The following is a 12427-nucleotide window of genomic DNA, read 5'->3' on the forward strand; positions in this document are numbered from 1 at the left end:
CTTCAGTCCGCCTCGGGGGCCAGCACGAGCAACCGTTGCTCGCTCATGTCCGCTATCGTCCACCGGATTCCTTCCCGGCCGAGGCCAGAACTCTTCACTCCGCCGAACGGCATGTTGTCGACCCGGAACGTGGGCACGTCGTTGATGATCACCGCACCGAATTCCAGCGCCTCGAACGCCCGCCAGGTGCGGTGCAGGTCGCGGGTGAAGTACCCCGCCTGCAGGCCGTACGGCGTCGCGTCGGCGGCCGCGAACGCCGCGTCCACGTCGTCGAACGGCGAGACGACGACCACCGGCCCGAACGCCTCCTCCGCCGCTACCCGGGCGGTGGCCGGCACCTGCTCGAGCACCGCGGGCGCGACGTAGGCTCCATCGCCGGCACCACCGGTCAGCAACCGGGCGCCACCGCTGACCGCCTCGTCGACCCACGACCGGATCCGGTCCGCCGCCGCGACGGAGATCATCGGACCGACCTGAGTGTTCTCGTCCAGCGGGGCGCCGACGGTGAGCGCCTCCGCTCCCTTGACGAGGCCGCCGACGAACTCGTCCCACACCGCGCGGTGCACGAACGCCCGCTGGACGCTGATGCACAGTTGGCCGGCGTACTTGAAGCCGCCGGCCACGGTGCGGGCGACGGCGTGCGCGACGTCGGCTGTCTCGTCGACGATCACCGGCGCGTTGCCGCCCAGCTCGAGGGTGACCTTCTTGGTGCCGGCCCGGGACCGGATGTCCCACCCGGCCCGGGCCGAGCCGGTGAAGCTGACCATGCGGAACCGGTCGTCGGTGACCATCCGGTCGCCAACGGAGGTGCTCATCGGCAGCATGCTCAGTGCCCCGGCGGGCACGCCGGCCTCGACCAGCAGCCCGGCCAGTCGCAGCAGGGTCAGCGCCGCCCGCGAGTCGGGCTTGAGCACGACGGTGCAGCCGGCCGCCAGCGCCGGCGCCAGCTTGTGCGCGGACAGGCTGAGCGGCACGTTGAACGGCGTGATCGCGGCGACCGGGCCGATCGGCAGGTGCCGGGTGATGCCCCAGCGGCCGCGCGCGCTCGGCAGCAGGTCGAGCGGTAGCATCTCGCCGCCGATCCGCTCGGCCTCCTCACCGGCCATCCGGAACGTGGTGGCGGTGCGCCGCACCTCCAGCCGGGCGTCGTTGATCGGCTTGCCGATCTCCGCGGCGAGGGTCCTCGCCAGACCTTCGACGTCGGCGGCGATCAGCTCGGCGGCGCGGCGCAGCAGCTCACCGCGCTCGTACGAGGCCGAGCGGCGGGTGCCGTCGAAGGCGCGGACCGCGCCGGTGGTGGCGCGGTCCAGCTGTTCGGGCAGCGCGTGGAAGGTGTGGCCCACCACCGGCCCGTCACCGGCGGCACATGCCGCGAACGGCTCCCCCGCGCGCTCCCACTCCCCCGCCACCAGCAGCGGCGCCGCGTCGTCGCCGCCGCTCATCTGGCCAGCTTCAGTTGCCCATAGGAGGGGTAGCTGGCACCCCAGGTGTCGGGGTAGAAGCGGTCGAGGCCCTTGGTGAAGTAGCTGGGTACCGTGACGTCGATGGCCACGTCGAGCACCGTCGGGCGACCCGACTCCACCGCCTTCTCCAGCGCCGGCCGGAACTGCCCGGCCTCTTCGATCCGCTCGCCCTCGGCGCCGAACGACCTGGCCAGCGCCGCGAAGTCGGGAGTATAGGGCTCACCGGTCGCTTCGATGGTGAACGAGTACCAGGGGTGGCTGCGGCCGAACTTGCCGACGGCGCCCTTGCGCTCGATGCCGAGCTCGAGGTTGTTGAGGATGACCCAGGTGACCGGCAGGCCGTGCTCGACCGCCGTCGCGACGGCCTGCGGTCCCATCATGAACGCGCCGTCGCCGGTGAGCACGACGGCAGGGTCGTCCGGCGCCACCAGGCAGGCCGCGGAGGCGCCCTGCGCCGCCCATCCCATCTCGGCCATCCCGGGGCTGATGTGCCAGGTGCCGGGCCGGCGCACCGTCATGTAGGGCTCGGCGTACTGGATGACGTCGCCGATGTCGATGAACACCCGGCCCCGCTGCGCCAGGACCTCTCCCACCTCGTAGCACATCCGGCCCGGGTGGATCGGCGAGGTCGGGGCGGTCAGCACCGGCTCGATGGAGGCGCGCCACTCGTCGCGGAAGCCGGCGACGCGCTGGACCCAGCCGGCGTAGGCGTCGGCCGGGCCGTCGGTGGCTGCCAACAGGTCCTCCAGGAACGCAGTGCCGTCACCGACCAGCCCGAGCTCGACCGGGTAGTTGCGGCCGATCTCGTCGGGGTCGACGTTCACCTGGACGACCTTCGTGATGTCCATGTCGTAGATGGCGCCCTTGCGCCAGTTGGCGGTGTGGTTGTCCGAGAACCGGGCACCGACGGCGATCACGAGGTCGGCCTCGCGGGTGGCCCGGGCGGCGCACTCGGTGCCCGACCGGCCCACACAGCCCAGCGAGAGCGGGTGCTCCTCACCGAGCAGGCCCTTGCCCGGCAGGCTGGTGACGACCGGAACGCCGCGCTGCTCGGCCACCGCCTGAAGTGCCTGCGCGCCGCCGGGCGAGCGCACCAGCCCGCCGCCGACCAGAAGCACGGGACGTTCGGCCGCCGCCAGCAGCCGACCCGCCTCGGTCACGTCCGCGGCATCGACCCGGGTGCGCTGGCGGACCGAGCGGCGCACCGGCGGCTCGACCTGGCCCTCGACCTCGCCGAGCTGGACGTCGAGCGGGAGCTGGATGAGCACGGGGCCGGGGCGGCCGCTGGTCGCGACCCGCAGCGCGTGGTTCAGGAGGTCGATCACGGTGTCCGGGCGGACGGCGAGCCAGGCGCCCTTGGTGACGGGCTTGAAGACCGGGACGGCGTCGTCGAAGCCGGCGTAGAACAGTTCCTGCATGCCGCCCTTGCCCATGAAGTGGGTCGGCCCGGAGCCCGCGATGACGAGTAGTGGGATGCCGTCGTGCATGGCACTGGCCACGCCGCCGACGCAGTTGAGCAGGCCCGGTCCCTTGGTGACGATCACCGCCGCGACCCGGCCGGTGGTCCGGTAGTGGATGTCGGCCTGATGCACGGCGTGCGACTCGTGCTTGGCCTGGACACCGCGCAGTTCCGGACGGTCCACGAGGGCGTCCAGCAACGGCCAGACGGCGCCGCCCGCATAGCCGTAGTAGTGCGTGGTACCGGCCGCTTCGAGCCACTCGGCCACGGCGTCCACGGTCCGCATTGGCATCTCCCCTTCCGTCGAATCCAACACTATGCAGCAACAATTGCTGCTGTCAATGATCCTGGTCGCCACTCGCCTTGCCGGCCGGCTCCACGGTCGAGGGGGTCATCGGCGGCCGCGAGTGGGCCCGACGGAACATCCGTTCCGCCACGGCGGCGACGGCGAGCGCGCTCAGGCCGCCGACGAGCAGGCCGACGCGCGCGCCCCACCGCTCGCACACCCAGCCGAGCAGCAGGCCGCCGATTGGGGTACTGCCCAGGAACACCACGCCGTGCAGGGCTAGGACGCGTCCGTGCATCGCCTGGTCGGCGACAAGCTGCAGCACCGTGCGGGCCAAGGTGTTGAACGAGAAGTTCGCGATGCCGACGACCACCGTCACCGCCAGAGCGAGGCCCAGGGTCGGGCTGATGGCCAGGGCGGTGCCGGCCAGCCCGAACCCGGCGGCGGCGACGATCAGTCCGCGCACGGTGGCCGTCTGCCGGGCGGCCGTGAACACCGCGGCCAGCATCGCGCCCAGCCCGAGCATCGCCATCAGCGTCCCGTAGGTGCCCGCGCCGCCGTCGAACAGCTCGGCGCCGACGAGCGGGAACACCACCCGGAAGTTCTGCCCCAGTACGCAGACGACCAGCAGCAGGACCATGGCGATGCGCAGGTCGGGATGGTCGCGGACATAGCGCAGACCGGCCCGCGCCTGTCCCCGTCCCCTCACCAGGCGCGGCGGCCGGCGCAGGGTCGCGCCGTCCATCCGGGCCAGGTTCACCAGCAGCGGCAGGAACGACGCGGCGTTCACCAGGAACGCCGCGCCCGCACCCTGCCACGCGATCACGCCCCCGGCGGCCACCGGGCCGGCGACCTTGCCCAGATTGTGCGCCGCGGAGTTGAGCACCTGCGCGTTGGCGATGCTGTCGCGGTCGACCAGCTCGGCGACGAATGCCTGCCGGACCGGCTGGTCCACCACCGTCGCCAGGCCCAGCAGCAGCGAGAAGGCCATCACGATCCACAGGTGGTCGATGCCGGCGACCACCAGGGTCCCCAGCACCAGGGCGAGGACGAGCTGGACGGCCTGGGTGACCAGGAGGGCGATGCGCCGGTCGACCCGGTCGGCGATCACCCCGCCCCAGATGCCCAGCAGCAGGATCGGGCCGAACTGCAGCGCCATCGCGGCGCCGATGGCCACCGCGCTGCCGGTGATCTCGAACACCAGCCAGTCCTGCGCCACCCGCTGCATCCAGGTGCCGGCCACGGAGATCGCGTGCCCGCCGAAGAACAACCGGTAGTTGCGCACCCGTAGCGACTGCAGCGACCGGCGCAACGCCTCCCGGGCCCGGCGCCGCACCCGCCCATCGACCACGCCGGCACCGTCTAGAGGTCGAGCGTGCTGGGCGCGAAGAGCCCGGCCACGTCGGCACGCTCGGATGTGAGGCCCTGCTCGTGCGAGTAGCCGGCGATCGTCTCCAGGGCCGCTCGGTTGGCCCGGACACCGTACGGGAACAGGTCGGGCCCGAGCAGTTCCTCGGTGCGGGCGAGATACTCCTCACGGAAGATCAAGCTCAGCGGGACGCTGTTCACGAGGTCGCGTTCGGCCAGCTCCTTGGCGCGCAGCATCGCCTGGTACAGATTGAACGGGACCCACGGATACCGGCGCGCCACGTCGCCGCGCACCACATACGTGTGGTTGACGGGGACGAAGCCATGCGCGCGGTAGAAGCGCTGACCCTCCGCCATCGGGTCGGCGAAGACCGGCCGGGTCACCCGCCGGAACTCCGCCGGCGCGACCGTCAGCCGGGCCGAGCGCTCCACCACGTTCGACGCCGGCTTGCGCATCGCCCGCTTGACCAGGGCGGCGTCGATCTGGTGGGTGGCCAGCATCGTGGACAGGCTCCGGTCCCCCGGCACGAACCGCAGTGAGATCCCCGGCGGGGGTTGGAACCCGGTGGCCGCGCCGTGGCTGCGGTCCGGGGTCCGTTCCATGTACCACTCGACGTCGAACTGCGAGACGCCGAAGTCGTGCTCGAGGATGCCGCGGGTCCACAGTGCCGCGGTCTGCTGGTACTCGCCCACGCCCAACCGCTTGCCGGCGAGGTCGGCCGGACCCCCGATGCCGGCGTCGCGGTGGCACACCAACTCGGTGTGCATGAAGCGCCGGGACGGGAACGCCGGGATCGCCACCAGGTCGGCGCCCCGCTCCAAGGCCATGAGCAACGACGAGATCGACATCTCCGACACGTCGAACTCGCCGAAGCGCAGCATCCGCCAGAAGGTCTCGGCCGGATCGGACACCACCGGACACAGCGTGATGCCTTCGGGCTGGACGGTTCCGTCCATGATCGGCCGGGTTCGTTCGTTCACCGCCGACGCGAATGACAGGGTCACCACGGCGGTACACATTATCTCTACCCAGCTCTTGACTGCAACATTCATTGCTGCAATGCTCGCACGATCCCGCAACGTTACAGTTCTTCGGCCACGGCTTGGGGAGATGACGATGAAGTCAGCCGGGACACGACCGGCCCGCCGACTCGGCGGCCGGCGCTCCACGCGGACGTCCCTCGCGGCGGCCGCCGCGATCGGTCTGGTGCTCGCCGCGTGCGGTAGCGAGGACGGCACCGCCAGCTCGGGCGACTCCGACCGGGGCTCGGCGGCCGACACCTTCGACCGCTTCAACGAGATGTCGGGCCAGGAACGGCACGACGCCCTCGTCGAAGCGGCCGAGGAGGAGGGCAGCGTCGTCTTCTACACGGCGAGCTCCGGCATGGATCCGGTGATCGCCGCGTTCGAGGACACCTACGACGTCACGGTGGAGCTCTACTCCGGGCAGTCCGACACCGTGCTCCAGCGCATCCTGCAGGAGTACGAGGCCGGCTTCTACGGTGCGGACGTCATGGACGACTCCGAGTCGTTCAGCATCGCCCAGCAGGGGCTGACCTACGAGTACATCAACCCGGAGCTGACCGACCAGATCCCCGGCTACGACCCGGAGTCGCACGTCGCCGCGACCCGGTTGAGCGTCTACACGCAGGGCTGGAACACCGACCTCGTGTCCGAGGACGAGATCCCGGACACGCTCGACGGGTTCACCGACCCCAAGTGGGACGGCAAGCTCTCCATCGATCCGCGCGACTGGATCTGGTACACGGGCGTCATGGACTACTACCTCGAACAGGGGTGGACCGAGGACGAGGTCGACGAGATGATCCAGACCCTGGCCTCGTACTCGACCTACAATGCCGGCCACACCGTGCAGGCCCAGCTGCTGCTGGCCGGAGAGTTCCCGGTGTCGCTGTCGGTGTACACGCAGTCGATCGACCGCGAGACCGAGGCCGCGCCCGACGCGCCCATCGCCTGGCGCAAGTCCGACGGCAGCTACGTCGAGCCGCTGATCTTCCAGCCGCAGGGGATAACCCTGTTGAAGAACGCGCCGCACCCGGCCGCGGCCATGCTGTTCGTCGACTTCCTGCTCGACGAGGGCCAGCAGATCATCTCCCAGGAGGACCGCACGCCCACCGCCGTCCCGCAACCCGGCGGCCCACTCGAGGACATCCACGAGGAGGACCTGCACCAGGTCGACTTCGAGAAGTTCACCACCGAGCGGAGCGAGTGGACGAGCCGGTTCGAAGAGCTGCTCAACCAGAGCTGACCGCGGGCGAGGAGAGCGCATGACGACCAGGCCGACCGCTGGCCCGCCCGCGGCCGTCGAGATCGAGCCTCAGCCGCCGGCCGGCGGCGCGCCCCCGCCCGCCGCGGCGTCGCGGGCGGCAGGCGACGGCCGGGCGAGGGGGTGGATCCGGTCGGCGCTGCAGGCGCGCACGCTCGTGCTGCTGGCGGTGGTGATCGTCATCGGCTACCTCGCCATGACGCCGCTGCTCTACCTCGCGTACGGGACCTTCGTCGACGAGGGCGCCTTCACGCTGTCCGGGTTCGAGCGGGCCTATGCGAGCTCGGGGCTGGGCGGGATGGTCCGCAACTCCGTCGTCTTCACCATCGGCTCGTCGCTGCTGGCCTTCGTCACCGGCACGTTCCTCGCCTACGTGACCGTCCGCACCAACGTCCCGTTCCGGCCGCTGCTGGTGGCCACAGCCATGGTCCCACTCATCATCCCGGGGCTCTTGTACACGATCTCGTGGATCATGTTGAGCAGCGAGAACGTCGGACTGCTCAACCAGGTCTCGGAAGCGGTCGTGGGTCAGCCGGTCTTCGACATCTTCAGCATGGCCGGCATGATCTGGGTCGAGGGCACCCACTCCGCTCCCCTGGTCTTCCTGTTCATGGTCGCCGCGTTCCGCTCGATGGACCCGGCACTGGAGGAGTCGGCGCTGGTCTGCGGCGCCAGCCGGTTCACCATGATCCGCCGGATCACGGTGCCACTCACCCGCCCGGCCATCGCCGGCGCCATGCTGATCATCGGGGTGAACGGGCTGACCAGTTTCGAGGTGCCGGTGCTGCTCGGCCTCCCGGACCGGATCAACGTGTTCACCAGCCAGATCTTCACCGAGCTGCGGCAGTTCCCGTACGACTACGGCGCGGCCGGCGCGCTCTCGATCGGGCTGGTCCTGGTGGCCGTCGCCGGCGTCTACGCGGTCAACCGGCTGGGCGGCGGGGGCCGTGAGTACGCCACCGTCACTGGGAAAGGCTTCCGGCCGCGACCGCTGGACCTGGGCCTGGCCAGGGTCCCCGTCGGCGCCGCAGTGGTGCTGTACTTCGTCGCCACCACGGCGCTGCCGGTCCTGATCATGGTCTACAACTCCTTCCTGCCGTATTACCAGCGCTTCTCCTTCGCCTCCTTCGGCGACTTCTCGCTGGCCAACTACAGCGCGCTGTTCGAGAACCGGATCTTCACCCGGTCGCTGGTCAACTCGCTGGGGCTCAGCGTCGGATCGGCGACGGCGGTCATGCTGCTCACCGCGATCGCTGCCTGGCTGGTGATCCGGACCCGGATACCCGGGCGGCAGGTCGTCGACCAGCTCACCTTCCTGCCGCTGATCGTGCCCGGGCTGGTCATGGGTGTCGCCATCTCCTTCGTGTACCTGCGAAACCCGCTGCCGATCCCGGTTTACGGCACCATGCTGATCCTGCTGATCGCCTATGTGACCCGGTTCATGCCCTATGGGATGCGCTACGCGTCGTCGTCGCTGACGCAGATCTCCGCCGAGCTCGAGGAGTCCGCGGCGGTGTCCGGCGCGAGCTGGCTGCAGACCGGCCGCCGGATCGTCCTGCCGCTGATGGTCTCCGGGTTGACGGCCGGCTGGATCTACATCGTCATCGTCTCGATCCGGGAGCTCTCCAGCTCGATCCTGCTCTACAGCCCCGGCAACGAGGTGCTGGCGATCGTGATCTTCCAGTTCTACGAGAAAGGCGAGATGACGGCGGTGTCAGCCCTTGGGGTGGTGATGGTCGCCACGCTCGTCGTCTTCGTCTCGGCCGCCTACAAGCTCGGCGCCAGCATCGGGCTGCGCAGCGATTGACCGCCGGATCGAACGTCGAGAGGAACGTGAGGACGAACCATGCTCGAGATCACGAACCTGGTGAAGACCTTCGCCGGCGATCGTCAGCCGCGACGGGAGAACGGTGACCGCGCCGCCAGCCGGGTACGCGCCGTCGACGACATCAGCATCGACGTGCGGGACGGGGAGCTGTTCACCCTGCTCGGACCGTCCGGCTGCGGCAAGACCACCACGCTGCGTTCGGTGGCCGGCCTGGAGCGCCCCGACTCCGGTGAGATCAGCGTGGCCGGCCGGGTCCTGTTCAGCGGCGGCTCGAGCCGGACCTTCCATCTGCCGCCCAACCAGCGCGGCCTGGGCATGGTGTTCCAGTCATACGCGATCTGGCCGCACATGAAGGTCTTCGACAACGTCGCCTTCCCGTTGCAGGTCATGTCGCGCGGCAGCCGGCCGGGGAAGAAGGCCATCGCGGAGAAGGTCATGTCGGTGCTGGAGACGATGGAACTGGCGCACCTGGCCGGCCGCCAGGCGACCAAGCTGTCCGGCGGGCAGCAGCAGCGCCTGGCCCTCGCCCGGGCCCTGGTCACCGAGCCGCCATTGCTGCTGCTCGACGAGCCGCTGTCCAACCTCGACGCGAAGCTGCGCGAGTCGCTGCGGTTCGAGCTCAAGCGCATGCAGCGCGAGCTCGGCATCACCAGCGTCTACGTCACGCACGACCAGATCGAGGCGCTGGCGCTGTCCTCCCGCATCGCGGTGATGCGCGACGGGAAGATCATGCAGACCGGGACGCCGCGCGACATCTACGAGCGGCCGGACAACCGCTTCGTCGCCGAGTTCATCGGCACGTCCAACTTCCTCAGCGGCACCGTCGCCGGGCACGAGAACGGGCTCCTCGCCGTCGACACCGAGCACGGCCAGCTCCTGGTCCGCGCGGAGGTGCGACCGGGGACCGGCGAGGCCGTGGTGCTCGCCGCCCGGCCCGAGGCGGTCGCGCTCACCGACCAGGCGCCAACCCACGACACGCCCAACCAGCTCACCGGCAGCGTCGTCACGCGCAGCTTCGTCGGCGACGCCGTCGACCACATCGTCCGAGTCGGTGGCCAGGAGGTCCGCGCCCGGTGCGAGCCGTCGGTCTCTCTGGCGCCGTCGACCACCGTCACCCTGCGGATCGACCCGGCGAACCTCACCCTCATCCCGGTCGGCGACTGACCACGCCGAGACCGAGCACCGGCGCCACCATGCCCGCCGCGGTCAACGCGATCGCCAACGGCACACCGACCAGCCCGCCCGCCGTCGCCAGGACGGCGGGCGTGGCCAGCCGCGCCGCGGCCCGGTACGTGCCGGTGAGCGCGATGGCCATGCCCTGGTCGCGCTCGTGGACCGAGGCGTTGACCATGGCCGGGCCCACCGAGCCCGCCAGCCCGGCACCCGCGCCGGCCACCGCCAGCGCGACGCCGGCCAGCACGGGCTGACCGGCGACCGCCGGCAGGACGGTCGCGCCGGCGAGCACCGCCATCGCCCCGAACCGGACCAGCTGCCCGAACGGCTCGCGCCCGTACCGGGCCAGCGCCACCGCGACCACCACGACGGCGCCTTCGGCCACCGCGACCAGCCACCCGATCGTCGCGGTGCTCAACCCCGCCGTGGCGAGGACCACCGGAACGAAGGCGTCCAGGATCCCGCGCCAGCCGCCGGCGCAGAAGCTGGTCCAGCAGCCCAGGGCAACGGTCCGCCGCCGCCACAGCCGGCTGCGCCGCGTCCCGCGCGGCCGCCGCGCGTAGGGTGCACGCCGCACCAGCAGGCTCCCGGTGACCATGCCGGCCACCGCCGCGGCGACCACCAGGCCCAGCGCCAGGTGCGGGCTCAGGGCGAGCAACGCCCCGGCCGCGGCCGGTCCGGCCAGCGATCCGACGTGCCCGGAGCTGTGTACCTGGGCCAGCCGGCGGATCGGCGTGCCGGGCGAGCGCACGGCATGGGTCTGGCTGGAGGTCCAGAACAGCGCCCGGGCCAGGCCTTGGAGCAGCTGAGCGCCGACGAACGCCGCGAACGCCGTGCTCACCAGCAGCGTCGCTCCCGACAGGGCCATGGCGACGCAGGCCGAAACGATCAGCGCCCGGTCCGGTACCCGCTCCAGCAACCAGGGCAGCGCCAGCCGCGAGGTCAGCTGCGATGCGCCGGAGACCGCCGCCAGCGCGCCAACCACCGGCGCGGAGATGCCCGCGTCCAACGCCAGCAGCGGAAAAGTGACGGTCGAGGCGCCCAGGGCGAGCCCGAAGGCGATGATGGTCGCGATGCTGCGCCCCGTGTCCGCTCGGCTCACCGGAGCAGGTGGCCCCAGCGCTCCCGGGTGGCGCGCTTGGTCTCCGGGTCCGGACCGATCGCCGCCGGGAACCGGTCGCGCCATGCCCACGGCCGCGTCGCGTCGACCAGCAGGCGCGAGTTGAGCCCCTTTCGGTCCGGGTGGACGGCGGTGTCCAGCGGCCCGGACCACACCTTGCGGATGATGTCCATGTCCTCCTCGGGGTCCGACCGCGTGCAGATCGCCCAGATGACGTCGGACAGGTCGGTGATGTCGACGTCGTCGTCCACGACCACCACGATGCGGCCCAGGTAGGCGCCGGCATGGCACTGGGCGGCCACATGCAGGGCCTGGCGCGCGTGGCCGGCGTACTTCTGCTGGATGGAGACGACGTTGAACAGCCGGTTGCCGCCGACGGCGAAGCACTGGGCGTCGACAACCCCGGGCACGCCGGCCTGTCGCAGGTTGCGCAGCAGCAACGCCGAGCGCAGGTACTCGCGGTACCTCATCGGCTCCCACGGCGGCTTGTTCGGTGGGACCCCCAGCATGATCGGATCGTCGCGGTGGTAGACGGCCGACACCTCGACGACGGGCTCGGGCCGCTGGCCGCTGGCGTAGTAGCCGTGCCACTCGCCGAACGGTCCTTCGGGCAGGAACCGGTCGTGGTGGAGGAAGCCCTCGAGGACGATCTCCGCCGCCGCCGGCACCGGCAGACCCGTCACCGGCGCGTTCACGACGGGGTAGGGCTCGCCGCGGATGCCGCCGACCCAGTCGTACTCGCAGACCCCGTACGGCACCTCGACGGTGGAGCCGACGAACAGCAGCGGGTCTGGGCCCGGGATGATCGCGACCGGGCAGGGCTGCTTGCGCTCGAAGTAGGTGTCGACGAACTGTTTGCCGTGCTTGCCGGGCGAGATGTAGAGACCGACGTGGCGGCCGTCGTGGATCATCACGCGGTAGGTGCCGACGTTGACCCAGTCCGAGTCGGGGTCCTTGATCACGACGCTGACGCCGGTGCCGAGGTACCGGCCGCCGTCGCGGGGATGCCACAGCGGCGTCGGGAACGTCAGCACGTCGACGTCGCCGCCGGTGGCCACGTTCTGAAACACCGGTGCGTCGGTCGGGCCCACCACCACCGGCGGGATGGCCTTCCCCTCCTCGGTGAGCTCGAGGAACCGGTCCATGAGGCCGCGCCGGTCGACGTCGAGGTCCAGCCCGAGGGTCAGCGCCAGTCGCTGCAACGTGGCGTTGGCATTGACCAGGATCCGGTGCCCGTGCGGGTAGCCCGGGATGTCGTCGAACAACGCCGCCGGCGCGCCGTCGGTGTGGTGGAACATCTCGGTGATGCGGCCGATGTCCTCCTCCCAGGTCGCGCCGCTGACGTCGCGCACCTGGCCGAGCGCCCGCACCTGGTCGATCCAGCCGCGCAGATCGTCGTACTTCACCACGGGCACCTCCGTGTTCGGGTCGGACGGGTCACTG

9 protein-coding genes are annotated in these 12427 nt (G+C 70.9%); 3 read left to right on the forward strand and 6 right to left on the reverse strand.

Annotated features, from left to right (window positions below; genetic code table 11):
* Positions 1-2: 2 nt before the first annotated feature.
* From E1269_RS24745 to E1269_RS32490, 4 genes are read right to left on the reverse strand one after another with little or no spacing between them, the layout of a single operon-like run.
* A complete protein-coding gene (locus E1269_RS24745; protein WP_131899589.1) occupies positions 3-1442 on the reverse strand; it encodes an aldehyde dehydrogenase family protein in 1440 nt (479 codons plus the stop codon).
* Positions 1439-3208 carry a thiamine pyrophosphate-binding protein gene (locus E1269_RS24750; RefSeq protein ID WP_162606612.1) on the reverse strand — a complete coding sequence of 590 codons (1770 nt, stop codon included), beginning with the start codon at positions 3206-3208 and terminating at the stop codon, positions 1439-1441. Before E1269_RS24750 ends, E1269_RS24745 begins: the two co-directional genes overlap by 4 nt.
* Before the next feature lie 52 nt (positions 3209-3260).
* Positions 3261-4559 carry an MFS transporter gene (locus E1269_RS24755; protein WP_162606613.1) on the reverse strand — a complete coding sequence of 433 codons (1299 nt, stop codon included), beginning with the start codon at positions 4557-4559 and terminating at the stop codon, positions 3261-3263.
* 11 nt (positions 4560-4570) lie between these two features.
* On the reverse strand, positions 4571-5557 hold the full coding sequence (locus tag E1269_RS32490; RefSeq protein WP_162606614.1) for a type 2 periplasmic-binding domain-containing protein: 987 nt from the start codon (positions 5555-5557) through the stop codon (positions 4571-4573).
* 136 nt (positions 5558-5693) lie between these two features.
* Here E1269_RS32490 and E1269_RS24765 point away from each other — a divergent pair, with 136 nt between their 5' ends.
* The 3 genes from E1269_RS24765 to E1269_RS24775 are packed head-to-tail and all read left to right on the forward strand — an operon-like array spanning position 5694 to position 9855.
* Positions 5694-6845, forward strand: a complete 1152-nt coding sequence (locus E1269_RS24765) for an ABC transporter substrate-binding protein (RefSeq protein WP_162606615.1) — start codon at positions 5694-5696, stop codon at positions 6843-6845.
* A gap of 19 nt (positions 6846-6864) precedes the next feature.
* Positions 6865-8670 carry an ABC transporter permease gene (locus E1269_RS24770; protein ID WP_131899599.1) on the forward strand — a complete coding sequence of 602 codons (1806 nt, stop codon included), beginning with the start codon at positions 6865-6867 and terminating at the stop codon, positions 8668-8670.
* A 39-nt stretch (positions 8671-8709) separates the two neighbouring features.
* Positions 8710-9855, forward strand: a complete 1146-nt coding sequence (locus E1269_RS24775) for an ABC transporter ATP-binding protein (protein ID WP_131899601.1) — start codon at positions 8710-8712, stop codon at positions 9853-9855.
* Here E1269_RS24775 and E1269_RS24780 read toward each other — a convergent pair.
* Positions 9836-10966: an MFS transporter gene (locus E1269_RS24780; protein WP_162606616.1), complete on the reverse strand. Its 1131-nt coding sequence runs from the start codon at positions 10964-10966 to the stop codon at positions 9836-9838. The genes E1269_RS24775 and E1269_RS24780 overlap by 20 nt on opposite strands.
* Positions 10963-12390, reverse strand: coding sequence for a UbiD family decarboxylase (locus E1269_RS24785; protein WP_162606617.1), 1428 nt, complete (start codon positions 12388-12390; stop codon positions 10963-10965). The genes E1269_RS24780 and E1269_RS24785 overlap by 4 nt, the downstream gene beginning before the upstream one ends.
* Between the last annotated feature and the right edge of the window lie 37 nt (positions 12391-12427).

Origin of the sequence: Jiangella asiatica, assembly GCF_004349065.1 — a bacterium.
In the GTDB taxonomy this organism is placed as follows: Bacteria; Actinomycetota; Actinomycetes; order Jiangellales; family Jiangellaceae; genus Jiangella; species Jiangella asiatica.

Excerpts from the sequence above, each read along its gene's own strand:
- E1269_RS24745 (WP_131899589.1), bottom strand. The coding sequence starts at position 1,442 with ATGAGCGGCGGCGACGACGCGGCGCCGCTGCTGGTGGCGGGGGAGTGG.
- E1269_RS24750 (WP_162606612.1), bottom strand. The coding sequence starts at position 3,208 with ATGCGGACCGTGGACGCCGTGGCCGAGTGGCTCGAAGCGGCCGGTACC.
- E1269_RS24765 (WP_162606615.1), top strand. The coding sequence starts at position 5,694 with ATGAAGTCAGCCGGGACACGACCGGCCCGCCGACTCGGCGGCCGGCGC.
- E1269_RS24770 (WP_131899599.1), top strand. The coding sequence starts at position 6,865 with ATGACGACCAGGCCGACCGCTGGCCCGCCCGCGGCCGTCGAGATCGAG.
- E1269_RS24775 (WP_131899601.1), top strand. The coding sequence starts at position 8,710 with ATGCTCGAGATCACGAACCTGGTGAAGACCTTCGCCGGCGATCGTCAG.